The organism is Kitasatospora sp. GP30 (genome assembly GCF_029892145.1).
Lineage (GTDB): Bacteria > Actinomycetota > Actinomycetes > Streptomycetales > Streptomycetaceae > Kitasatospora > Kitasatospora acidiphila.
In genome coordinates this window covers 21276-44982 of sequence record NZ_JARZAH010000021.1, presented here as the reverse complement: position 1 = coordinate 44982, position 23707 = coordinate 21276, and the positions used below count along the sequence as shown (strand labels likewise).

18 protein-coding genes are annotated in these 23707 nt (G+C 73.7%); 5 read left to right on the top strand and 13 right to left on the bottom strand.

All coding sequences use genetic code 11. The annotated features are described in order from the left end of the window. From P3T35_RS25350 to P3T35_RS25335, 4 genes are read right to left on the bottom strand one after another with little or no spacing between them, the layout of a single operon-like run. Positions 1 to 1818 (bottom strand): IucA/IucC family siderophore biosynthesis protein, encoded by a 1818-nt coding sequence (locus P3T35_RS25350; RefSeq protein WP_101382422.1) that lies wholly within the window; start codon positions 1816 to 1818, stop codon positions 1 to 3. Beyond that, positions 1796 to 3157: a SidA/IucD/PvdA family monooxygenase gene (locus P3T35_RS25345; protein ID WP_101382421.1), complete on the bottom strand. Its 1362-nt coding sequence runs from the start codon at positions 3155 to 3157 to the stop codon at positions 1796 to 1798. The genes P3T35_RS25350 and P3T35_RS25345 overlap by 23 nt, the downstream gene beginning before the upstream one ends. After that, entirely contained in the window at positions 3154 to 3678 is a 525-nt protein-coding gene (locus P3T35_RS25340) for a GNAT family N-acetyltransferase (RefSeq protein WP_280707845.1), read from the bottom strand. Before P3T35_RS25340 ends, P3T35_RS25345 begins: the two co-directional genes overlap by 4 nt. Further along, a complete protein-coding gene (locus P3T35_RS25335; RefSeq protein ID WP_280707883.1) occupies positions 3675 to 5456 on the bottom strand; it encodes an IucA/IucC family protein in 1782 nt (593 codons plus the stop codon). Before P3T35_RS25335 ends, P3T35_RS25340 begins: the two co-directional genes overlap by 4 nt. A 220-nt stretch (positions 5457 to 5676) precedes the next feature. On the opposite strand from P3T35_RS25335, the gene P3T35_RS25330 reads away from it, so the two are divergent. After that, positions 5677 to 6819, top strand: a complete 1143-nt coding sequence (locus P3T35_RS25330) for a hypothetical protein (RefSeq protein ID WP_101382419.1) — start codon at positions 5677 to 5679, stop codon at positions 6817 to 6819. A 41-nt stretch (positions 6820 to 6860) separates the two neighbouring features. Next, positions 6861 to 8012 carry a hypothetical protein gene (locus P3T35_RS25325; RefSeq protein WP_101382418.1) on the top strand — a complete coding sequence of 384 codons (1152 nt, stop codon included), beginning with the start codon at positions 6861 to 6863 and terminating at the stop codon, positions 8010 to 8012. Positions 8013 to 8087: 75 nt separating this feature from the next. Here P3T35_RS25325 and hflX read toward each other — a convergent pair whose 3' ends face one another. From hflX to miaA, 5 genes are all read right to left on the bottom strand, one after another. Further along, positions 8088 to 9515, bottom strand: coding sequence for a GTPase HflX (gene hflX / locus P3T35_RS25320; RefSeq protein ID WP_280707878.1), 1428 nt, complete (start codon positions 9513 to 9515; stop codon positions 8088 to 8090). A gap of 117 nt (positions 9516 to 9632) precedes the next feature. Next, a complete protein-coding gene (locus P3T35_RS25315; RefSeq protein WP_101382416.1) occupies positions 9633 to 12053 on the bottom strand; it encodes an HD domain-containing protein in 2421 nt (806 codons plus the stop codon). A 186-nt stretch (positions 12054 to 12239) separates the two neighbouring features. Next, the gene (gene dapF / locus P3T35_RS25310) at positions 12240 to 13124 is read right to left on the bottom strand and encodes a diaminopimelate epimerase (protein ID WP_101382415.1); all 885 of its coding nucleotides are present in this window, start codon (positions 13122 to 13124) and stop codon (positions 12240 to 12242) included. Positions 13125 to 13151: 27 nt separating this feature from the next. Next, entirely contained in the window at positions 13152 to 13646 is a 495-nt protein-coding gene (locus tag P3T35_RS25305; protein ID WP_101382414.1) for a hypothetical protein, read from the bottom strand. Between the two features lie 279 nt (positions 13647 to 13925). Next, positions 13926 to 14861, bottom strand: a complete 936-nt coding sequence (miaA, locus tag P3T35_RS25300; protein WP_101382413.1) for a tRNA (adenosine(37)-N6)-dimethylallyltransferase MiaA — start codon at positions 14859 to 14861, stop codon at positions 13926 to 13928. Between the two features lie 141 nt (positions 14862 to 15002). Here miaA and P3T35_RS25295 point away from each other — a divergent pair, with 141 nt between their 5' ends. Then, complete coding sequence (locus P3T35_RS25295) at positions 15003 to 15728, top strand: antitoxin (protein WP_280707837.1); 726 nt, start codon at positions 15003 to 15005, stop codon at positions 15726 to 15728. 75 nt (positions 15729 to 15803) lie between these two features. On the opposite strand, the gene P3T35_RS25290 is transcribed toward P3T35_RS25295, so the two are convergent. Both P3T35_RS25290 and miaB read right to left on the bottom strand, forming a co-directional pair. Next, entirely contained in the window at positions 15804 to 16502 is a 699-nt protein-coding gene (locus P3T35_RS25290; RefSeq protein WP_101385296.1) for a class III extradiol dioxygenase subunit B-like domain-containing protein, read from the bottom strand. 74 nt (positions 16503 to 16576) lie between these two features. Continuing rightward, positions 16577 to 18067 carry a tRNA (N6-isopentenyl adenosine(37)-C2)-methylthiotransferase MiaB gene (miaB, locus tag P3T35_RS25285; RefSeq protein WP_101382412.1) on the bottom strand — a complete coding sequence of 497 codons (1491 nt, stop codon included), beginning with the start codon at positions 18065 to 18067 and terminating at the stop codon, positions 16577 to 16579. Between the two features lie 99 nt (positions 18068 to 18166). Here miaB and P3T35_RS25280 point away from each other — a divergent pair, with 99 nt between their 5' ends. After that, positions 18167 to 19138: a TAXI family TRAP transporter solute-binding subunit gene (locus P3T35_RS25280; protein ID WP_101382411.1), complete on the top strand. Its 972-nt coding sequence runs from the start codon at positions 18167 to 18169 to the stop codon at positions 19136 to 19138. 63 nt (positions 19139 to 19201) lie between these two features. Here P3T35_RS25280 and P3T35_RS25275 read toward each other — a convergent pair whose 3' ends face one another. Both P3T35_RS25275 and P3T35_RS25270 read right to left on the bottom strand, forming a co-directional pair. Continuing rightward, positions 19202 to 20629 carry a HAMP domain-containing sensor histidine kinase gene (locus P3T35_RS25275; protein ID WP_101382410.1) on the bottom strand — a complete coding sequence of 476 codons (1428 nt, stop codon included), beginning with the start codon at positions 20627 to 20629 and terminating at the stop codon, positions 19202 to 19204. Between the two features lie 2 nt (positions 20630 to 20631). Then, on the bottom strand, positions 20632 to 21417 hold the full coding sequence (locus P3T35_RS25270) for a response regulator transcription factor (RefSeq protein WP_101382409.1): 786 nt from the start codon (positions 21415 to 21417) through the stop codon (positions 20632 to 20634). Positions 21418 to 21920: 503 nt separating this feature from the next. Between P3T35_RS25270 and P3T35_RS25265 the strand changes: the two genes are divergently transcribed. After that, positions 21921 to 23621, top strand: coding sequence for an FAD-dependent monooxygenase (locus tag P3T35_RS25265; protein WP_101382408.1), 1701 nt, complete (start codon positions 21921 to 21923; stop codon positions 23619 to 23621). Positions 23622 to 23707: the final 86 nt, after the last annotated feature.

The following is a 23707-nucleotide window of genomic DNA, read 5'->3' as shown; positions in this document are numbered from 1 at the left end:
CTACGGTGCCGGACTGACAACGCTCTCCCGCGGACCGGGCAACGCACTGCCCGCCGGGTCCGCCAGCGGATTGGCCACCCGTCCGTGCACCGCGGCGTGCGGACGCTGCGGGCGGTCCCGGTAGCCGTCGAGCAGCAGCCGGTTGCGGTTCAGGCAGAGCCGGTCGATCTCGGGGGTGAGCAGGTCGAACAGCGCGAACCGGTCCGCCAGCTCCGGGAACCGTCGCTGGTAGGCCGTGATCTCGCCGCGCAGCAGCTCCCAGAACTCCGGCTCGGGCAGCCCGCAGCGGCGCTCCAGCAGCGGCGCCAGGAACCGGTAGACGCCGATGAACAGCCCGGCGTGCAGGAACTGGCACAGCCCCGCCGGGCCCTCCCGCAGCAGCACCCCGGTGACCGCCGGGTCCAGCCCGCGCAGCTCCCGCAGGTCACGGTCGCTGATGTTGACGTCGTCCACGAAGTCCTTGACCGCCAGCCGGACCGGCACGTCGCGCCGGTCGAACAGCACGATCGCGTTCTCCCCGTGCGGCGAGAACACCGTGCCGTAGCGGTAGAGGAAGTGCAGTAGCGGCGGCAGCATCACCGCGAACAGCCGCCTCGTCCAGTCCCGCGCGGTCAGCCCGGACCGGGCGATCAGCTCCTCGACCAGGCTGCGCCCGTCGCCGCCGGTCTGCAGCAGCGCCGCCAGGGTGCGCCCGCGCTCGCCGGGCTCCAGACAGCTGCCCAGCGGCTCCCGCCAGATCGCACCGAGCAGCTCCTTGTACTGGTACGGCGCCTCCGGCAGCCGCGCGTAGTACGGGTGCCGGACCGCCACCGAGGCGACCTCGCCGAGCAGCACCACCCGGCACTCCTCGCGCAGGAACCGGTCCTGGTCGCGCAGCCGGTGGATCCACGCGGTCACGGCCGGCGCGGCCAGCGCCCGCTCGGTCGGCAGGCCGCGCCACACCAGGGTGTTGAGCACCGAGAGCGGCAGCTTCACGGTCCGCCGCTGCGGGCTGGTGATGTTGAAGAAGGTCCGGATCGACTGCTGCGGCAGCCGCAGGTCCCGGTCGACCGGCAGCAGCACGATCCGGCCGTCGGCCACCCAGGGTGCGAACAGCGGCAGCACCGTCTCGTCCCACTGCCAGGGATGCACCGGCAGCAGCAGGTAGCGGGTCGGGTCCAGGCCGCGGTCGGCGAGCAGCAGCCGGTAGCCGGCCAGCACCTCCAGGTCCAGCTCCTGGCGGTAGAGCTGCTCCGGCTCGGCCAGCTCGCCGAGGCCCCGGTAGGCGGCCAGGTCGCGGTGGACGGCCAGCCAGCGCAGGCTCTGCAGCTGCCGCGCCTCGGGGGCCCAGGCGGCGGCGTCCGAGGCTGAGAAGCCGAGCCGGCCCTTGTTCGGCACGATCCACGGGTGTCCGGTCTGGTGGCCCTCCAGCGTGGTGTGGTCCAGCTCGGCCAGCTCGGCCGCCGTCAACTGCTGGGCCGCCAGCCGGACGTCGGCGAGCAGGGTGGCGGTCAGCTCGCGGACCAGGTGGCCGACCGTGTCCCCGGTGAGCCCGAGCGGCTGACGGGCCGCCAGCAGGAACTCCAGCGGATCGTCGGCCGGCTCGCCGTCCCGGCGCACCGAGCCGGGCTCGACCTGCCAACTGCCGTAGGCACCGCGCCGAGCGGCGAACCGGTAGACCGGACCGCCGGGGAGCGCGATCCGGTAGCCGTCGTCGACCGGTTCGGGGGTCAGCAGCTCCTCGTAGGCGAACTCGCCGAGCATCTTGGCCAGTAGCGCCCGGCAGGCCTGCTGCCAGCGGCCAGCGGTGAGGGCGTCATCGGCCGGCGGACGGTGCATGGTGCGGCTCCTTGGTGGCGGCGCCGCCCTGGGTCGGCAGGGCGGCGGGGGCGAAGCTGGTCCAGGCGGTCCGGGCCGGTAGCGGGTGCACCACCCGGCCGGTGAGCGCGTTCAGGATCACTGCCGCGCGGTGGGCGCCCAGGCCCAGGTCGGGGGTACCGACGCCGTGGGTGTGCAGTTCGGCGTTCTGCACGTAGAGGCCGCCGGTCAGGGCGGGTGCGGTGGCCACCCGGTGGTCCAGGTCGACCCGGAAGCGGCCCTGCTCGTCCCAGTCGATCAGGTCGGCCAGCGGGTCGAGGAACGCCGGGTGGGCGGCCCGGTAGCCGGTGGCGAGCACCACGGCGTCGGTGCGCAGGGTGCGGCCGGCGCCCGAGTCGCGGTGCAGGCAGCGCAGTTCCAGGCCGCCGCGCGGGCCGGGCAGCGCGGCGGTCACCTCGGTGCCGGGGGTGATCTCCGCGTCCACCGCGCCGATCGGGCGGCCGATGGTGCGCTCGTAGAGCAGGTCGTGGATGTCGGCCAGGGTCTCGGCGCTGGCCGCCTTGTGCAGTTGCCACTGCTCGGCCACCAGCCGGTCGCGCACCGCCTCGGGCAGCGCGTGGAAGTACCGGGTGTAGTCGGGGGTGAAGTGCTCCAGGCCGAGCTTGGAGTACTCCATCGGCGCCAGCGCCCTGGTCCGGGTGAGCCAGCGCAGCCGGGTGCCGTCCTCGCCGCGGGAGCGCAGCAGGTCGAGGAAGACCTCGGCGCCGGACTGCCCGGAGCCGACCACGGTGATGTCCCGGGCCGGCCGCAGCTCGACGCGCCGCCGCAGGTAGTCGCCGGAGTGCCAGACCGCCGGGTGGCCCTCGAACGCGGCGAATGCGGTCGGCCAGACCGGCCTGGTGCCGACGCCGAGCACCAGGTTGCGGGACCGGACGGTCTCACCGCCGCCGAGCTCCGCCTCGAAGAGGCCGTCCGCCCAGCGGACCGCCGCGACCTCGGCGCCGAAGCGGCAGCTGGGAAGCCGCTCGGCCGCCCAGCGGCAGTAGTGGTCGTACTCGCGCCGGGCCAGCTGGAACCGCTCGGCGAAGTAGAACGGGAAGAGCCGCTCATGGGCGCGCAGGTAGTTGAGGAAGGACCACGGGTTGGTCGGGTCCACCAGCGAGACCAGGTCGGCCAGGAACGGGACCTGCATCCGGGCGCCGTCCACCAGCATCCCGGGGTGCCAGCGAAACTCTGGCCTGGCCTCGCAGAAGAGCGCGGTCAGCCCGGGCACCCGGTCGGCCAGCGCGGCCAGTGACAGGTTGAACGGTCCGATCCCGACCCCGAGCAGGTCATAGGGCTGGTCCTGCTGGCGGTTCATCGGCCCGACTCCGTCCTCGTTCGCTCGCGTATCATCAACACCGCCCGTTTCTCGGGCAGTTGAAGCTCTCCGGCGCGCCGGAAGCCGGCCCGCTCGAAGGACCGCACGCTGGCGGTGTTGCGCACGTCCGGTTCGGCCACCACCCGCGCGCAGTCCCGCAGCAGCTCGCCGGCCACCGCGTCGATCAGCACCGCGCCCAGCCCCCGGCCGCGCGCCGAGGGCGGGCCGATCAGCAGGTGCACACCCAGGTCGTCGGGGCCGGCCGGGTAGTGGTCGGCCAGCCGGTCGCGGGCCGCCTGGTAGACCTCCCAGTAGCTGATCGGCTCGCCGCCCAGCAGGCCCAGGTACGGACGGCTCGGGCCGCCCGGGGCCAGTTGCGGCCGCAGGTGCCGCTCGGTCACCTCCGGCGGCCCGGCCAGCTCCCAGAAGGCCGCCACCGCCGGATCGTTCATCCAGCTGGTGATCAGCGGCAGGTCGCCCTCCTCGACCGGGCGTAACCGGAACTCCCCCATGACCGTCACCCGGCGGCCAGCGGGTTGGCGATATCGACGTAGACCGACTGGGTGTCCACCGGGCCGACCAGCTCGTCCAGCCCGTGCAGCCGGGTCAGCAGATTGGCCTTGGCCCGCAGCCGCGGGGCTTCCAGCAGCAGGGCGGGCAGGCCGGACCCGGTGGCGGCGGCCGCCGGGGAGGCCAGGAAGCGGCGCAGCGCGGCCAGCAGCACCGCCTCGTCGGCCAGCCGCTGCGAGCCGAACGCGCCGATCAGGCCGAAGACGTGATTGATCCCCAGGTAGTAGGCGAACCGCTCGTCGGCCACCTGGTCGGCCACGAAGGTGTCGCTGGCCTTGCCGAGGCCGGGCAGCCGCTGCTCCAGCCGGTCGGCGTGCGAGGCCCGGAAGTAGTAGCCCTGGTTGTCCCGGTACCGGCCGCCGCACGGCCAGCCGTCCGCGTCCAGCAGCACCAGGCTGTTCTGCTGGTGCGCCTCCAGCGCGATCCCGGCCTGGCCGTCGAGCCAGAGCACCGGCAGCACCACCGCGTCCAGGTAGCGCAGGAACCATTCGGTGGCCACCGCCGCCGGCGGTCGACCGCAGCGCCCGGCCAACGCCCGCAGCAGATCGCCGAGTTCGGACGGCATCTCGGGCCCGGGCTCACCCAGCGGCCGCTCGGCGACCAGCCCTGCCACGCAGAGCGCCCGGTCGCCGGGGGCGAACGGCTGCATCCGCAGCACGGTGTCCAGCCCGGTGGCCCGCTCCTCGTCCCATCCGGGCAGGTCGACGCCGATCCAGGCGGGGTCGCGCACGATGTCGAAGCCCGGGTGCGCGGCCTGCCACTCGGCGCCGAGACCGGCCTCCAGCAGCCGGTGCACCTCCGCGCCCCGGTGCAGTTCCTTGCGCAGGTTCTCCCGGCGGGAGTTGGTGATCCGCAGGCCCAGCGAGAGCTTGAGCATCCACGGTGTGCCGGGGCGGAACACCGTCCGCACCGAGCTGGTCGGATGCCAGGGCGCGCCGTGCCGGCCGAGGTCGTGCAGCAGGCCCTGGTCGAGCAGCGCGGCGATCTCCGGCCGGCTCGCCAACTCCTGGGCCTGCCAGGGGTGCAGTGGCAGCGCGGCGGTGTTCGGCGGCAACAGCCCGGGGGCGTCGAGAAGTTCGGCGGTCAGCCGGGCGGCGTCGGCGGGCAGCGCCGAGTCGGCGGCCAGCAGCTCGCGCTCGACGGCGAACCAATGCAGCGCGAAACTGCCGCGCAGCTCGGGCGAGTAGGCCGCACTCTGGGCCGGCCCCAGGCCGTCGCGGCTCTTCGGGGTGGGGTGCAGCGGGTGGCCCAGCAGCAGCGCCTGCTCGGCGCGCAGGAACTCGCCGGCGACCTCGGTGTGCGGCCGGCTCCGGCGGTGGCGCAGCAGTGCGCCGGTGCGGTGCACCGAATCGGCGACCCGGCCGACCAGATCGGCGACCTGCTCCGGCCGGGCGGCCGCCGAACGGGCCAGCAGCGCGGCCGCGGTGACGGCGTCCAGCGCGGCGCCGCGCTGCTCGGGGCCGGTCGCCAACTCGACCCGCTCGAACCGGTGCCAGCCGCACGGCGACCAGTGCCGCACCGGGGCGACCAGCCGGGCCGCACCGCCGAGCAGTTCGATCCGCAGCACCCCGTCGGCATCGGGTGCGGCGCCGCGCTCGCGGCACCAGCAGCGCAACAGGGCCTCCAGGGCCGCCTGTTCGGCCGCGACCACGGGATCCTGGTGCAACAGCGGGTCGGTGTCGGCGAACTGGGTCGGCTGGTGTGGGACGGTGGCCGGGGCTCCGGTCAGGGCGGTGCTCAAGGCTGCTCCTCGGTGCGCGGGGGATGCGGGAGACGGCGGTTCGGCCGCGCGTACCGAACCGGACGCATCCGGGTGGTCCAACGAGCGCACACCCAGGTGGTCACAGATCGGTGACCGTTCAGCACCAGCGCAACTGGGGGGTGTCATGCACCGTCCTTGGCGCATGGGAGACTCCCTTGGTCCGAATCCTCACGGGGGAACTGAACACATGTCACGAATTGCACGTACCCGCCGGGCGCTGACCGCGGCGGGTGCCACCGCCGCGATCGTCCTGGCGGCTGCGGCCTGTGGTCCCGACGAGACCAACAACCCGCCGCAGGCAGCCCCGACCACCTCGGCCGCGCCGTCTCCCGCCGCCAGCGCGAGTGACGCCGGTCTGCCCGGCGGGCTCCCCTCGCTGGACGTCCTGAAGAAGTGGAAGTTCGCGGACTGGGACAAGTGGGCCAAGCAGCACGTGCTGCCGCAGGCCGCGAAGGGCTTCTGGGACCTGCAGAAGCTGCTCGCCGCCAAGCCCAAGGATCCGTCCGCACCGCCGCAGCAGCCCGGCGGTGACGGCAACGACCCGCTGCCTGCGCCGGTCCAGGCCCAGCAGATCAGCCACCCGTACACCCAGTACCCGGTGGACGGGAAGATCTTCTTCGACGTCTCGCCGACCGAGCACGCGGTCTGCTCCGGCACCGTGATCTCCGACCCGCTGCACCCGGGCAAGAGCAACCTGGTGTGGACCGCGGGCCACTGCCTGAGCGCCGGCAAGACCAGCGGGGGCAAGTTCTACAGCAACATGGCCTTCGTCCCGGCCTTCAACAGCTCGGGCGCGGTCAGCAACGGCGGCAAGGCCACGGTGGACAAGGTCGCGCCGTTCGGCATCTGGGACGCCGTCCAGGGCATCACCTCGCCGCAGTGGGAGGCCGAGGGCGGCGAGTACGGCAGCGCCGCCAGCCAGTACGACTTCTCGATCATCCAGGTCAAGCCGGAGAACGCCACCGGCAAGTCGCTGGAGGAGACGGTCGGCAGCTCGATCCCGGTCTGGTTCAACGCCCCGCGCGACCAGCTGAAGATCACCGCGATCGGCTACCCGGCCGCCCCGCCGTTCACCGGCATGGAGATGGAGCAGTGCGCGGGCGGCAAGCCGTCCCGGCTCTCCTTCGACACGAGCCGCCCGCCGATGAACGTGATCGGCTGCACCATGACCGGCGGCTCCAGCGGCGGCGGCTGGTTCTCGATGAAGGACGGCAAGCCCGCGCTGGTCTCCAACACTTCGATCGGCCCGGACCCGTCCGCCTGGCTGGCCGGTCCGTACCTGGACGACGTGGCCCAGGGCGCCCTGAGCTACATCGCCAAGAACGACTGACGAGCCGTCAACCCTCTCCATCCACACGGGGAATCACCCATATGTCACAGCGAATAACGCGCCGGGCCGGCCTCGCCGCCGCCCTGGTCACCGCCCTCGCTCTCGGCACCGCGGCCTGCGGTCCGGACGACACCAAGACCACCGACGCCTCGTCGGCCGCCGCCTCCAGCCCGGCCGCCGCCACCAGCGGCAAGCCGGGTCTGAAGCTGCCGCCCGAGCTGCAGAACCTGAAGAACTGGAAGAGCGCCGACTGGGCCAACTGGGCCAAGAAGCACGCGCTCAACAACCAGGTCGTCAAGGACCTGTGGAACGTCGACTCGATGAACAAGGCCACGCCGGCACCGCCGATGAAGGCCGGCACCAAGATGGGCGACGACACCTCGCAGAACGACCCGCTGCCCAACCCGGTGCAGGCGGTCGGCGAGAAGCACCCCTACACCACCAACATGGCCGTCTTCGGCAAGCTCTTCACCAAGAGCCCCAAGGGCACCTACGTCTGCTCCGGCACCGTGGTCTCCGACCCGGCTCACCCGGGCAAGAGCAACCTGGTGTGGACCGCCAGCCACTGCCTGCACGGCGGCAAGGACGGCGACTGGCTGCAGAACATCGCCTTCATCCCGTCCTACAACCGCTCCGGCGCGGCCAGCGGCGGCAAGCAGGTGACGCTGAACCAGGTCGCCCCGTACGGCGAGTGGTGGGCCGACCAGGCGATGGTCGCCCCGCAGTGGGTCGCTGAGGGCGGCGAGACCGGTGGCCCGGTCAGCCAGTACGACTCCGGCATCATCCAGGTGACCAACCCGGACATGCCCGGCAAGTCGCTGGAGGAGGAGGTCGGCGGCTCGGTGCCGATCTGGTTCAACGCCCCGCGCGACCAGGTCAACGCCGTGACCGCCTACGGCTTCCCGGCCGCCCCGCCGTACACCGGCCAGGAGTTGGAGTACTGCGACGGCGGCAAGCCGTCCCGGCTCTCCTTCGACGCGACCCGGCCGACCATGCTGACCATCGGCTGCACCATGACCGGCGGTTCCAGCGGCGGCGGCTGGCTGGCCAAGGAGCCGAACGGCAAGGTGGCACTGGTCTCCAACACCTCGATCGGCCCGGACCCGTCCGCCTGGCTGGCCGGTCCCGAACTGGACGACCAGGCTCAGGGCATGTTCCAGGAGATGACCGAACTGCCGCAGCCCCAGCAGTAGTAGCCACGGCATGACGCGATCGGGCCCGGCCTCCCACTCGGTGGGAGACCGGGCCCGATCGTCGTTGGTTCGAGGTCAGCGCTGCACGGCCACCGCGTAGCGCTCCAGCTCGGCCGCCAGCTCGGCGGCGACCAGCGCCCGCAGCTCGGTGCCCTCGCTGGTGTGCTCGGCGCCGATCAACTCACCCTCGGCGTGCACCCGGGAGACCAGGTCGCCCCGGGTGTACGGCACCAGCGCGTGCACCTCGACGGCCGGGCGGGGCAGCTCCTCGTCGATCAGCTTGAGCAGCTCGTCGATGCCCAGGCCGCTGCGGGCCGAGACCACCACGGCGTGCGGCTCGCGGCGCAGCAGGCGCTGCAGCACCAGCGGATCGGCGGCGTCGGCCTTGTTGATCACCACGATCTCCGGCACGTTCTGCGCCTCGACGGAGGTGATCACCTCGCGGACCGAGGCCAGCTGGGTCTCCGGCTCGGGGTGCGAGCCGTCCACCACGTGCAGGATCAGGTCGGCGTCGGCCACCTCCTCCATGGTCGAGCGGAACGCCTCGACCAGGTGGTGCGGCAGGTGCCGGACGAAACCGACGGTGTCGGCCAGGGTGTAGACCCGGCCGCCCGGGGTGACGGCCCGGCGGACCGTCGGGTCCAGGGTGGCGAACAGCGCGTTCTCCACCAGCACGCCGGCGCCGGTGAGCCGGTTGAGCAGCGAGGACTTGCCGGCGTTGGTGTAGCCCGCGATGGCGACCGAGGGCACCTGGTGGCGCTTGCGCTCCTGGCGCTTGGTGTCCCGGCCCTTCTTCATCTCCGCGATCTCCCTGCGGAGCTTCGCCATCTTCTCGCGGATCCGGCGCCGGTCGGTCTCGATCTTGGTCTCACCGGGACCACGGGTGGCCATCCCGCCGCCCGCCGAGCCGGAGCCACCGCCACCCATCTGCCGGGACAGCGACTGACCCCAACCGCGCAGCCGCGGCAGCATGTACTGCATCTGGGCCAGCGAGACCTGGGCCTTGCCCTCTCGGGACTTGGCGTGCTGGGCGAAGATGTCCAGGATCAGGGCGGTCCGGTCGACCACCTTGACCTTGACCACGTCCTCCAGGTGGATCAGCTGACCGGGGGTGAGCTCACCGTCGCAGACCACGGTGTCGGCGCCGGAAGCGGCGACGATGTCGCGCAGCTCCTGGGCCTTGCCGGAGCCGATGTAGGTGGCGGCGTCGGGCTTGTCACGGCGCTGGATCACGCCGTCCAGCACCTCGGAGCCGGCCGTCTCGGCAAGGGCGGCGAGCTCGGCCAGCGAGTTCTCCGCCTCCTCGGCCGTGCCGTCGGTCCAGACGCCCACCAGCACCACGCGCTCCAGGCGCAGCTGGCGGTACTCGACCTCGGTGACGTCCTGCAGCTCGGTGGAGAGGCCGGCGACCCGGCGCAGCGAGGCACGCTCGCTGCGGTCGTACTGGTCGCCGTCGAAGTTCGGGCCGAAGTCCTCGTCGATCGCCGCGAGGTCCTCGTCCATCAGGGCTTCGGCCCGGAGGTCGGCGGGGCGGCGAGCGGTACGGCCCGCGGCTGCGCCGGAAAAGTCGCGGTCTTCGAACGTGGAGGTCATCGTGTCCTTAATTGGCTGCTGGGGTCGTCACTGACGGTCTTCCGGTCCGTCCACTGCGGCTAACGCTGCGGAGCGGTCCCGAATTCCCTTCGATGGTCGCATGTCCCCCGGCTCCGGGTCACCCGCATTTGCCACAGAACGGGCGGTCGGGCGCAGCCGCGGCGGCCGCGGGGCCGCCAGACCGGGGCGGCGGACATCGTAGACCCCGGAGACCCGCAGCATCGCCCGCATCACCACCGGCAGGGTGGCGGCGTCCGGCAGCTCGACGGTGTAGGTGTGCCGCACCCGCAGCTCCTCGGGCGGCTCGACCACGGCCGAGACGATGTCCAGGCCGGTGCCGGACATCGCGGCGGTCAGGTCGGCCAGCAGTCCGGGGCGGTTGAGCGCCTCGGCCTGCAGGGTGACCCGGAAGCCGGCCGCCGCCTCCGGCGCCCAGTCCAGCTGGATCGGGCCGCGGCCGTCGCCGCGCATCCGCTCGCCGGTGGGGCAGTCCGCCCGGTGCACCGCGATCGAGCCGCCGCGGACCGGGAAGCCGGTCACCCGGTCCGGGGGCACCGGGGTGCAGCAACGGGCCAGCCGGACGGCGGCGCCCGGGTGGCCGGGGGCGATCACCAGCCGGTCGCGGCCGCGCGGCAGCCGGGCCGGGGCGGCGGCCTCGGCCGCCGCGGCCGCCGCGGCGGGCATTTCGGCGGGCATTTCGGCAGGCACCTCCGAGGGCACCGCCACGGGCCGCCCGGCCGCTTCGACGGCCGACGGCGCGGGGTGGCCGGCCAGCCAGCGCTCGATGGCGATCCGGGCGCCGGGGGTGCGGGCGAAGTCCAGCCACTGCGGGCTGGGCCCGGACGGCTCCGGATCACCGGGCCGACCGGCCGGCTCGGTCAGGATGCCGAGCACGTCCCCGTCGCACAGCGCGGTCGACAGGGCCACCAGGCGCCCGTTCAGCCGGGCGCCGATACAGCGGTGGCCGATCTCCTCGCCCAGCTGGTAGGCGGCGTCCACGCAGCCGGCGCCGGCCGGGAGCACCAGGGTGGTGCCGTCCTCGGTGACGGCGGTGATCTCCCGGTCGTCGGAGAGGTCGGCGGTCAGGGTGGACCAGAAGGCGTCCGGGTCGGGGGTCTCCTGCTGCCACTCCAGCAGCCGGCTGAGCCAGCCGGGGCGGCCCGGGTCGGCGCCGTCCGCCTCGTCCCGCCCGGTCGGGTCGCCGCCACCGCCGGACGCCGGGCTGCCCAGCGCCACCACGCCGAAGTCGGCCACCCGGTGCATCCCCGGAGTGCGGACCAGCACCTCGACCACCGTGCCGGCCACCGAGACGGCGGTGTGCAGCGACTGGTAGAGGTTGAACTTGGGGGCCGCCACGAAGTCCTTGAACTCGCCGGGCAGCGGAGTCCAGCAGGTGTGCAGTTCGCCGAGCACCGCGTAGCAGTCGGCGTTCTCCTCGACCACCACCAGCAGCCGCCCCAGGTCGGCCGGGTGCACCGCGCCGGGCCGCCCGCCCTGCCCGCGGCGCAGCAGCACCCGGTGCACCGAGACGCAGTGCCGGGGCCGCAGGGTGACCTCGGCCGGCACCCCGGCCTCGGCGAGCTGGCGGGCCAGCGACTGGGCGAACGGGGTGAACAGCTCGGCCATGGCCGGCTCGCGGGCGGTGATCAGCGCCCGGGTCCTGGCGTACTCCTCGGGGTGCAGGGTGGCGAAGACGATGTCCTCCAACTCGCTCTTCACCACGTGGATGCCCAGCCGCTCGGCCAGCGGGATCAGCACGTCCCGGGTGACCTTGGCGATCCGCAGCCGACTGGCCGGCTTCATGTGGCGGATGGTGCGCATGTTGTGCAGCCGGTCGGCCAGCTTGATCACCATCACCCGGACGTCGTCCCCGGTGGCGACCAGCATCTTGCGGAACGTCTCCGCCTCGGCCGCGGCGCCGAAGTCCACCTTCTCCAACTTGGTGACACCGTCCACCAGATAGGCCACCTCGGGGCCGAAGTCGGCAGCCACCTGATCGAGCGTCAGCTCGGTGTCCTCGACGGTGTCGTGCAGCAGCGAGGCGACCAGCGTGGTGGTCTCGGCGCCGAGTTGGGCCAGGATCAGGGTGACGGCCAGCGGGTGGGTGATGTACGGCTCGCCGCTCTTGCGCTTCTGGCCGCGGTGGCTGGCCTCGGCGAGCCGGTAGGCGCGGCCGAGCAGCGCGAGGTCGGCGCCCGGGTGGTGGCGGCGGTGCACCTGGACGATCGGCTCGATGGCGTCCGGCACCAGGGGGCGGCCGGTGGCCAGCAGCGCGGCACGCCCGGCACGGCCCAGCGCGGCCACCCCGAGCAGCCGCCTGGCCTGGGACGGAGCAACCGGGGCGGCGGCCGACGCGGCATCAGTCGGGCCGTCCGGCAGGGACGCTGATGGACCAGCGGCTGGATTCGGGGCGGCCTGGCCGGTGGGCCGGCCGGTCTCGACGGTCATGGCAACCTCCGGCAGCGAGCACCGGAGCGCGGACTGCCCCGGTGGTCCATGCTACCGAGCAGACCACGTTGCGCGAGCCCCCGCTTCCGCTCTGTGCATGAGATCACCCGAACGGGGGGATTCACCGAGACGCAGAGCGGGCAAAGCGGGCGGCCCCTCAGCTGGGGCCGCCCGCTTGACGAGCCGTCAGAGACCCAGCCACTGCGGGTCGACGGTCCCGCTCGCCACCAGCACCGCCGGGCCGGTCATCTCGATCCGGCCGTCCGGGAACTCGGTGATCCGCAGCCGCCCGCCCGGAACGTCCACCAGGTACTCGACCGGCTCGCCGGTGACCGCCGGGTCGCGGCCGTCCCGGCGGGCCGCGGCCACCGCGACCGCGCAGGTGCCGGTGCCGCAGGAGCGGGTCTCGCCGGAGCCGCGCTCGTGCACCCGCATCGCCACGTGCCGCTCGCCGCGGTCCACCACGAACTCCACGTTGACGCCGTCCGGGTACACCCCGGCCGGGCTGACCCCGGGCGCCTCGTACAGGTTGCCGGCGTCGGCCAGGTCGGCGACGAAGGCCACCGCGTGCGGGTTGCCCATGTTGACGTTGCGGGCCGGCCAGCGCCGCTCCCCCACCGCCACCTCGATGCCGTCCGGTCCGGGCAGCACCGCCCGGCCCATGTCCACGGTGACGTCGCCGTGCTCGGCGACCGTCGTCCGGCGGACCCCGGCCCGGGTGGCCACCGGCAGCAGCCCGGGCTCGGCCAGTCCGGCCTGCACCAGGTAGCGGGCGAAGACCCGCACCCCGTTGCCGCACATCTCGGCGATGCTGCCGTCGGCGTTGCGGTAGTCCATGAACCACTCGGCCTCGGCGGCCATCGGTGCCGCGGCCGGGTCATTGGCGGAGCGGACCACCCGCAGCAGGCCGTCACCGCCGATCCCGGCCCGCCGGTCGCAGAGCCGGGCCACCTCGGCCGGGCCCAGGGCCAGCCGGCCCTCCGGGTCGGGAATGATCACGAAGTCGTTCTCGGTGCCGTGGCCCTTGACGAACGGAATGCCCTCGGCGGGCGAAACGGGTGCGCTGCTCACCCTGCCGATGGTACTGACCCGGGTGGCTCAGCCGCGCAGCTGGACGACCCGCCAGACCGCCAGGCCGAAGGCGGTGCAGACGATCAGGGTGTAGACCACGATGGCCTGCCAGCCGGCCCGGCGGCCGGAGCCGCGGCGGGGCAGCCCGGGCCAGGCGTAGCCCGCCCGGCGGGAGGCCATCGCGCCCCAGCCGACCGACGCCGCGGTGAGCAGCAGGCCCAGCATGCCGATCATCGAGTTGCCGTTGACCGAGCCGAAGGCGAGCGGGAACGCGAACATCAGCGAGCCGCCCACCCCGACCACCACGATCGGCAGCAGCTGCCACCAGCGCAGTCGGCGGCGCGGCCGGATCTCCCGTTCCAGCACCACCGGGTCCGGCGGCAGGTCGAGCGGCCGGTCCGGTTCGAGCGCCCGGTCCGGGGCGAGCGGCGACAGCAGGTCGGCGGCGGGCAGAGCGAAGGCCTCCTCGGCCAGGTCGTGATCGGCGAACTGCTCGGTTTCGGGGCCGGGACCCGTGGACACGCGGCCTCCCCTGACAGTTCGACACGAGTACGGGACTCTCCCCCAGCCTTCGGCCGGGTGGGACCCCCATCGGCGGGCCCGGCCCGCGCGACCGGCCCCTTCTGCCTCGATAATGGCATGTCCCAGTGCGCTCACAGCGCGTAACCCGGGGTCGCCGGGTGATCCGTGGCCAGGACGTGACACGCCCGTGACCGGTGCTTCCTCCTGCACTTGCAGGCGCCCGCCGCAGGTGCACCGGCGGATGGCCGGATCGAGCCGACGACCGGCCGGAAACCCTCGTCAGCCTGTTCGGGCGATCAGCTCCAGCGACCGTTCCAGCAGCTCGGCGGGGTCGGCGCCGGCCGGGCGGGCCAGCCAGTGGATCCGGTCGTCCCGGCGGAACCAGGCCTCCTGGCGGCGCGCGAACCGCTTGGTGGCGCGCACCGTCTCGGCTCGCGCCTCGTCTTCGGTGCACTCGCCGGCGAAGTGCGCCAACACCTGCTGGTAGCCCAGCGCCCTACTGGCCGTCAGCCCCTCACGCAGCCCCTGCGCCTCCAGCGCCCGCACCTCGTCGAGCAGACCGGCCTGCCACATCCGGTCCACCCGCAGGGTGATCCGCTCGTCCAGCTCCGGGCGCGGCAGCTCGACGCCGATCTGCACGGCCGGGTAGACGGCGGTGTTGCTCGGCAGGTTGGCGGTGAACGGACGGCCGGTCAGCTCGATCACCTCCAGCGCGCGGACGATCCGGCGGCCGTTGCTCGGCAGGATCGCGGCGGCGGCCGGCGGGTCCTGGACGGCCAGCCGGGCGTGCAGCGCGGCCGGGCCGAGCCGGTCCAGCTCCTCCTCCAGCCGGGCCCGCAGCACCGGGTCGGTGCCCGGGAACTCCATCTCGTCGATCGCCGCCCGCACGTACAGCCCCGAACCGCCGACCAGCACCGGCGCCCGCCCGGCGGCGAGCAACCGGTCGATCTCGGCCCGGGCCAGCCGCTGGTACTCGGCCACACTGGCGGTCTCGGTGACGTCCCAGACGTCCAGCAGGTGGTGCGGAACGCCGCCGCGCTCGGCCTCGGTGAGCTTCGCGGTCCCGATGTCCATGCCCTTGTAGAGCTGCATCGAGTCGGTGTTGATCACCTCGCCGCCCAGCTCACGGGCGATGGCCACGGCGAGGTCGGACTTGCCGGCCGCGGTGGCGCCGACCACCGAGACCACCGGGACGCTGGGAAGGGGGATGCTCACACCGCCCAGTCTCGCAAACCGCCGGGGCTAACCCGAAAGGGGGACGTGACCGCCTCCTACCTGGGTCGTTGGCCGGGTGGGCGGTGACCTCGGCGGACAACCGGCCGAGGCCCCGCGGACCGCGTAGCTTGGGAGAAGAACATGGGTGTTTTCAGCTGGTTCCGACGCCGCCAATCGGCCGCGACCGCAGCGACCGGCGCCGGGAGTGCGCCGGCCGCCGAGAAGGCCGAGGGCGGTGCCGTGGCCGTGCTGTCCCCCGAGGAGTCCGAGGTCTCCCCGGTGCAGCCCGGCACGGAGCAGCAGCCGCCGCCCGGCGTGCCGGCCGCGCGGACGGCGCCGGAGGCCGAGACGGCGGTGGACACGCCGGCGGCCGCGGTGCCGGCCCCGCAGGCCGGCTCGGGCGAGGATCAGGACGGCTTGGTCCCCGCCCCCGCGGAGGTCGCCGAGCTGCTGGTCGCGGCCGTCAGCGCGGTGTCCCAGAGCGCGGCGGCCGAGGACGGCCCGGCGCAGCGAGCCGAGCAGCCCGAGACAGGAGACGAAGCCATGGGCGTGATGGACAACCTCAAGGGCAAGGCGGAGGAACTCGCCGGGGAGCTCAAGGAGAAGGCCGGGCAGCTGGCCGGGCAGCACAACGAGAAGATCGACGAGCTGGTCGACAAGACCGGCGAGGCGATCGACAAGGCCACCAAGGGCAAGTACAGCGAAAAGATCACCAGCAGCGCGGAGAAGGCCAAGGGTGCGGTCGACCACTTCGCCGAGAAGGCCAAGGGCGAGCAGGCGAAGGGCGAGCAGGCCAGAACTGAGGGGTCGGCGACCGAGCGGGCGGCCGACACCGAGCAGCCGCCCACCGGCGACCAGCCCGGCTGACCGGGTGGCGTGACGCGGCTGCGGCGGGGGCCGGGCGCGCTGCCCGGCCGCCGCCGCATCGTGAGAGACCGGTCGTCAGCGCCAGGACGCCACGAAGTACCCCACCCCGTACGGTGCGTCGGCGTACCGCAGCTTCCCGCCGAGCCCCGCCCCGCGCGCCGCGCCGGCCAGCACCTGCCACGGCGCCCGGCCCTCGACCTGCAACTGCCGGCAGAGCTCGGCGTCCAGCCCGGCCAGCGCCTCGGTGTCCGCGGCGCCCAGGGCGCGGGCCAGCTCGGCGTCGAAGGGCTCGGCGCGCTCGTCCAGGTAACCGGGCGCCTTCACGGTGCGGCAGGCGCTGCCGTCGCCCAGCACCAGCAGGCCGACCCGGTCGGCCAAGGAGGCCAGCCCCTCGCCGAGCCCGAGCAGCCGCTCCACCGGGGTGTCGGCGGGCACCGCGCAGGCATGGGTGGGCAGGCCGGTCCCGGAGCGCTCCAGCAGCCACGCGCCGACGCTCAGCGCCGGGCTCAGCTCCGGACCGGCGGCACCACCCGAGGGCAGCCGGACGGCCAGCTCCACCCCGAAGCGGTGGAAGGAGCCGGACCCGCCCTCCGTCCAGACCTCGGCCCGCGGCCCGTCGCCGACCAGCACCAGCAGCTCGGGCTCGGCCGCCAGCAGCTCGTCGACGGCCTCGGCGCAGGCGGCCCGCAGCTCGTCGAGTTCGGCGGCGGCTCCCGAGGCGACCTCGGGCACCAGCAGCGGCGGACAGGGGCAGACGGCGGCGGCGACCAACATGTCGATCACTCTAGTCGCCCTGCTCAGGGCCTGTCCGGCCGAATTCGCGGTCGGCCGGACAACCCGACGGGGCGTCAGTCGCAGCCGCAGCCGTTGGTCGGCGCGGCGGCGACCGGCGCCGGGGCGCCGATCGTGGGCAGGCCCAGCATCACCCCGGCCGGCTTGGCCGCCGGGGCCGCGTTGCGCTTCTCCCAGGCGTCGCCGGCCCGGGTGCGGCGCACGCCCAGCGCCGGGCCCTCGGCCAGCAGGTGGTGCGGGGCGGCGTAGGTGATCTCCACGGTCACCATGTCGCCCGGGCGCACCGGCTCCTCGGGACGCGTGAAGTGGACGAGGCGGTTGTCGGGCGCCCGGCCGGAGAGCCGGTCGGTCCGATCGTCCTTCTTGCCCTCGCCCTCGGCGACCAGGATCTCCAGCCGGCGGCCGACCTGCTTCTTGTTCTCCTCCCAGGAGATCTCCTCCTGGAGGGCGATCAGCCGGTCGTAGCGCTCCTGCACCACGGCCTTGGGGATCTGGTTCTCCATCTCGGCGGCGGGGGTGCCGGGCCGCTTGGAGTACTGGAAGGTGAAGGCGTTGGTGAACCGGGCCTCGCGGACCACGTGCAGGGTCTGCTCGAAGTCCTCGTCGGTCTCGCCGGGGAAGCCCACGATGATGTCGGTGGAGATGGCCGCGTCCGGCATCGCCTCGCGGACCTTGCGGATGATGCCCAGGAACCGCTCCTGCCGGTAGGAGCGCTTCATGGCCCGCAGCACGCCGTCCGAGCCGGACTGCAGCGGCATGTGCAGCTGGTGCATCACGTTCGGCGTCTCGGCCATCGCGGCGATCACGTCGTCGGTGAAGTCGCGCGGGTGCGGGGAGGTGAAGCGGACCCGCTCCAGGCCCTCGATCCGGCCGCAGGCGCGCAGCAGCTTGGAGAACGCCTCGCGGTCGCCCAGGTCGGAGCCGTACGCGTTGACGTTCTGGCCGAGCAGGGTCACCTCGATGACGCCCTCGCCGACCAGCGCCTCGATCTCGGAGAGCACGTCGCCGGGACGGCGGTCCTCCTCCTTGCCGCGCAGCGCCGGGACGATGCAGAAGGTGCAGGTGTTGTTGCAGCCGACCGAGATCGCCACCCAGGCCGCGTAGGCGGACTCCCGGCGGGTCGGCAGCGTGGAGGGGAAGGTCTCCAGCGACTCCAGGATCTCCACCTGGGCCTGCTGCTCGATCCGGGCCCGCTCCAGCAGCGCCGGCAGGTGGCCGATGTTGTGGGTGCCGAACACCACGTCGACCCAGGGCGCGCGGCGCACGATGCTGTCGCGGTCCTTCTGGGCCAGGCAGCCGCCGACGGCGATCTGCATCTCCTTGTGGCGGGACTTCACCGGCGCCAGCTGCCCGAGGTTGCCGTACAGCTTGTTGTCGGCGTTCTCCCGCACCGCGCAGGTGTTGAAGACCACCAGATCCGGATCCCCGCCCTGGTCGGCCTTGACGTATCCGGCATCCTCCAGCAGCCCGGCCAGCCGCTCGGAGTCGTGCACGTTCATCTGGCAGCCGTGCGTGACGACCTTGTAAGTTCGCAAGCTCTCTCCCATACCCACATCAGCAAGGGTAAGGGCAGCCGGACGGCCGCCAGGCAACGGTTTCGGCTCGCCCCCTCCCGCCGAGCGGCCCGGCCTGGCAGGATCCCCGGCATGACCTGGTCCCGTGCCCGCCGCTGCTGGCCGCTGCTGGCCGCGCTACTGCTGGTGGTCGGCTCGCTGACCGGCTGGTGGCTGGGCGGCACCGGCGCGGGCGGCTACCCCCGGGGTGTGCAGGGCTTCGCCACCGGGGTGCCCGCCGGGGTGTACAGCCAGTACGGGGCGATGCTGAAGGGGTACGTGCAGTCGGCCATGCCCGGCGTGCAGGTGCGGCTGGACGACTCTCAGGGCTCGGTGGACAACCTGGACCGGGTGGTCTCCGGGCAGGACGCCTTCGCGTTCGCCACCGCCGACGCCGCGACCCAGTACCACAACCCCGGCTGGCAGCGGCTGCGGGCGGTCGCCCGGCTCTACGACGACTACCTGCAGCTGGTGGTGCCCGCCGACTCGCCGGTGCAGCGGGTGGCCGACCTCAAGGGCATGAAGGTGGGGGTCGGGCAGCCGCTCTCCGGGGTGAACCTGGTGACCCGGCAGCTGCTCACCGTGGCCGGGATCGACCCCGCCACCGGCATCACGCCCTACCCGCTCGAGGTGGAGGCGGCCGCCAAGGAGCTGGCCAGCCACCAGCTGGACGCGTTCTTCTGGTCCGGCGGCCTGCCGACCGGCGCGCTCACCCAGCTGTCAAGCACCTTCCCGATCCGGATCGTGCCGCTGGGCGACCTGGCCAACGCGTTGCACGACCGCTACCCGGACTCCGCCGCCTACCGCACCTCGGTGCTGCCGGCCTCGGTCTACGGCAAGAACCAGGCGGTGCTGACCCTGGCGGTGCCGAACCTGCTGATCACCCGGGACGACGTCAGCCCGGGGCTGGTGGAGGGGCTGACCCGGTCGGTGATCGCCAGCCGGGACGTGATCGGCTCGGCGGTGCACTCGGCCCAGCTGGTCGACCTGGGGACCGCCGTCTACACCGAGCCGCTGCCGCTGCACCAGGGCGCCGAGGCGTACTACCGCTCGGTCAAACCCTGAGCTTGACGGGCCGCTGCTTGACTTGATGGGCCGCCGCCGGACGGGCAACTGCTTGACGGATCGTCAACTCTTGGGCGGTATCGGCAGGGCGAGCGTCACCGCCAGGCCGTACGGCTCGGCCGCGGCGAACTCCAGGGAACCGCCGCCGGCCATCAGCAGGGTGCGGGCGATGGACAGACCCAGACCGGAGCCGTCCACGTTCTGGTGCCGCGTGCTGCGCCAGAACCGGTCGCCGACCCGGGCCAGCTCCTCCTCGGTGAGCCCCGGCCCCTGGTCGGCCACGGTGACCGCCACCTCGTCCCGCCCCAGCCGCACGGTGACCGCCACCGTGCCGCCGTCAGGGCTGAACTTGAGCGCGTTGTCGAGCACCGCGTCCAGCGCGCTGCCGAAGCCGATCGGGTCCGCCCAGGCCCGGGCCGGCGGCGGGGTGCCGGTGCCCAGCCGGATGCCGCGCCGGTCGGCCACCGGCTGCCAGGCGTCCACCCGGGCCAGCACCAGGGCGGTCAGGTCCACCGGTTCGGGCTCCGGGCGGCTGCCCTCGGCGGTGGCCAGGCCCAGCAGGTCGTCCAGCACCCGGGTCAGCCGGGCGCCCTCCTCGCGGACCTGCGACAGCTCCTCGTCACGCCCCTCCGGGAGCTCCAGGCCGAGCAGTTCGACCCGCAGCAGCAACGCCGCCAGCGGATTGCGCAGTTGGTGCGAGGCATCGGCGACGAACGCCTTCTGCTGGTCCATGGCGAGCACCACATGGTCGGCCATCTCGTTGAACGAGGAGGCCAGCCGCCTCAGTTCGGGCGGGCCCCCGACGGCGGCCACCCGGGCGTCCATCCGCCCGGTGGCGATGTCGTGGGTGGCCCGGTCCAGGGTGCGCACCGGACGCAGTACCCACTCGGTGAGCCGGACCGCCAGCAGCACCGCGGCGATCATGGCGATCGCCTCGCCGCCGGCCAGCCAGGCCCAGCGGTGCACGATCCGCGAGCGCAGCTCGCCGGTCGGGGAGTCGGTGACCACCACCGCCACCACGTCGCCGTCGCGGACCACCGGGGAGCCGATGGTCAGGGTGCGCTCCGGAGTCCAGGGCCAGACCTGCGGCGGGTTGTGGCTGCGCCGGCCGTCCTTGGCCTCGGTCACCGCCGCGGTCCCGGCGGCGGACAGCGTCCAGTCGTTCGGGGAGACGGCCAGCGGCCGGCCGTCGGCGAGGTAGATGCCGATCCGGATCCCGTAGAGCTGCTGGTAGCGGTCGGCCTCGGCACGCAGCGCGGTCAGCGCCGAAGCATCCTGCGGGGTCGGGACATTGGGGTCGGCTCCGGCCGAACCGCGCTCCGGCAGGCCCTGGGTCGGCAGTTCCTGGGCGAACCGGGCGACGTCGTCCATCCGGTCGACCACCACCCGGCTCTGCTCCGCCTGGGCCATCGAACCGGCCAGCGGCACACCGAGCGCGGCCAGCACGCCGGCCATCAGCGCCAGCAGGATGCCGAGCAGGCGGTTGCGCATGCCTACTGTTCGTCGCCTTCCCGCTGGGCGGTGCCGTCCTGCCGGGCGGGCCCGTCCTGCTTGGCGCCGTCAGGGGTGGGCGACTGCGGGATCAGCCGGTAGCCGACCCCGCGCACCGCCTCGACCAGGCCGGGCAGCGCCAACTTGGTGCGCAGCGAGCCGATGTGCACCTCCAGGGTGCGGCCGTTGCCCTCCCAGCCGCTGCGCCAGACCTCGCTGAAGATCTGCTCGCGCCGGTAGACCACGCCCGGGCTCTGCGCCAGCAGGGCCAGCAGGTCGAACTCCTTGCGGGTGAGCGGCACCTCCCGGCCGGCCACACTGACCCGGCGGCGCTCGCGGTCGATGCTGATGCCCCAGGACTCCAGCGAGCCGGGGCCGGCCGGAGCCGCGGCGGAGCCGCTCGGCCCGCCGACCGGGGCGGGCTGGAAGCGCCGGGCCACCGCGTGGATCCGGGCGAGCAGCTCGCCCATGTCATAGGGCTTGGTGATGTAGTCGTCGGCGCCCAGGTTGAGGCCGTGGATACGGGAACGGATGTCGGCCCGCGCCGTCACCATGATCACCGGGACGCCGCTGCCGGCCCGGATCCGGCTGCACACCTCGAAGCCGTCCCGGTCGGGCAGGCCCAGGTCGAGCAGCACCACCCGGTAGGGCTCGCTGCCGTCCGGCACCAAGGCGTCCAGCGCCTCGTGCCCGCTGCGGGCGTGCCGCACCTGGAAGCCGTGCCGGCTCAGCACGGCGACCAGTGCCGCCGCGACCCGGTCGTCGTCCTCGACGAGGAGCAGCCGCATCCCACATCCTTCCCGCTTCCGGCCGGCACCCCGCACGGGGCCGACGAAGCGCTCATCCTCCCCCACGCCCGCCCGCTCCGACCAGCCCTTGATGGCCGCTCGGCGGCACGCGTGGCCCTTTCGTGACCCTCAAGTTCTGCTCAGAACCGGTGACCGGACATGATTCCGCCGCCTAAGGTCGGGGCGACCGGGGGCCACGGGCTCCGCCGGCTCCGGCCCCCGGTCCTTGATCGACGCATGGGGGGAATCGCCCCTTCGTGGTCACCTCTGAGACGAGCTGCACCGGATGGGCTGTACCGACGCCCCTCCGCTCCCACCGCGCTCACCCGCTGGATCGGGTCGCGTGGGCGCCGCGGCTCGAACCGGCGCACACCGAGTGCTGCTTGACGGACACCCAGGTGATCTGGTGCATTGCTGTTCGTGACACCACCCGGGACCAGCTCCGCCACCGCCGCCCCTGCCGGACGGCCGTCCCCTGCTGAGCTGTCGTGCGGGGGTCACCCGTGGACCCGGTGATCGTGGTCGGCGCCGGTCCGGTGGGTCTGGCGACGGCCCTGGCGCTGGCCCGGCACGAGGTGCCGAGCATCGTGCTCGACCAGGGCGGCGGCGTCTGCCCCGAGGGACCGCGCAGCGCCGTACTGGGCGCCGAGAGCACCGCCTTCCTGGAGCGCCTCGGGTATCCGCGGGCCACCTCGGACGCCGAGCGCTGGAACCGGCTGACCGTCTGGCGGCGGCGGCAGGAGGTGCTCCATCTGGACTTGGCCGACCACCCGGTGCGCCATCTGCCGCAGCACCGGCTGCAGCGCGGCCTGCGGGACGCGGCCACCGCCACCCCGCTGATCCAACTGGTACCGCACGCCCGGGTGGAGGAGATCCAGCAGGACCGGGACGGGGTCAGTGTGCGCAGCCGGCACCCGCAGGACGGCAGCGACACCTGGTGGCGGGCCAGCCACCTGGTGGGCTGCGACGGCGCCCGGTCGACGGTGCGCAAGCTGCTCGGCATCCGGTTCCCGGGTCGGCCCGCGGTGGACCGGCACGCCATCGCCACGGTCCGGGTCGACCTGCCGTTCCCCGGCGAGGCCCGGGTGCACCGGGAGCCGCCGTGGCGCGGCGACCGCGAGGCCTCGGCCCGGCCGCTGCCCGACGGGCTCTGGCGGCTCGACTGGCGGCTGCCACCCGGTCGGCCGGCGCCCAGCGAACCGGTCGACCCGCACGCCACCTGGCCCGGCCTGGTCACCGGGGACACCCTGCTCACCCGGGTGAAGGCCACCCTGACCGGCTGGTGCGGCGAGCTGCCGCGCTACGACCTGCTGGCCGCCGCCGACCACACCGCACAGCAGCGGCTGGCCGCCCGGTTCCGCAGCGGGCGCTGCTTCCTGGCCGGCGACGCGGCGCACCTGCACGGGGCGCTGGGCATGCAGAACCTGGCCGATGGGCTGCGCGACGCTGACAACCTGGCCTGGCGGCTCGCGGTCAGCTGGCACCTGCCGCCGGCCCCGGGCCGGGAGGATCCGGATCTCGCGCCGCTCACCGGCGGGCAGCACCCCGGCGGATCGCTGCTCGACGGGTACGAGGCGGAGCGGCGGTCCGCCGTCGGGGCCCGGCTGCGCGCGGTGGACCAGTCGATGCCGCTGCTGCGGCCGCTGCGCGGCTGGCAGCAGACCCGGCGCTCGCTGCTCACCGGCTCGTTCCGCAAGCACGCTCCGCTGCTCGCCGACGGGATGCTGGGCACCGGGCGGTTCGGAGGGGCGCCCGCCTACCCGGCCGCGCCGTCCGGAGTGCCGAACCAGCGCGGCGCCGGGCGAGGCAGCGCGCTGACCGAGAACCTGCCGGCCACCGCGCCCGGGGTGCTGGTGCCGGACGTCCCCGTGCTCACCACCGAAGGTGTGCCCGATCAGCTGTACGCCCGGCTCGGCGCGGCCTTCCTGCTGCTGCTGGTGGCGCCGGGTACCGCGGTCTGGTCGGCCGAGCGGTGGCTGGGGGCCGGGCTGATGCCCCGGCTGGCGGAGGTCGCGGCGGCGCTGCCGGTGCCGACTGAGGTGCTGGTCACCGAGCACTACCCCGAGGCGGACCCGCACACCGTGCTGCTGATCCGCCCCGACGGGCACCTGGTCGGCGTCACCCAAGGAGCCCGCGCCGAGGACCTGCAGGCGCTCGCCGAACGCGCCCGAGGCGGCCCGGAGGCGCTCACCAGCACCAGCTGACGGCGCACCACCCGCACTTCACGCCCCCGGAAGGCCAAACCCTCCGCTTAACCCCGACGCGCCAGCACGCCGACCAGACGGCACCC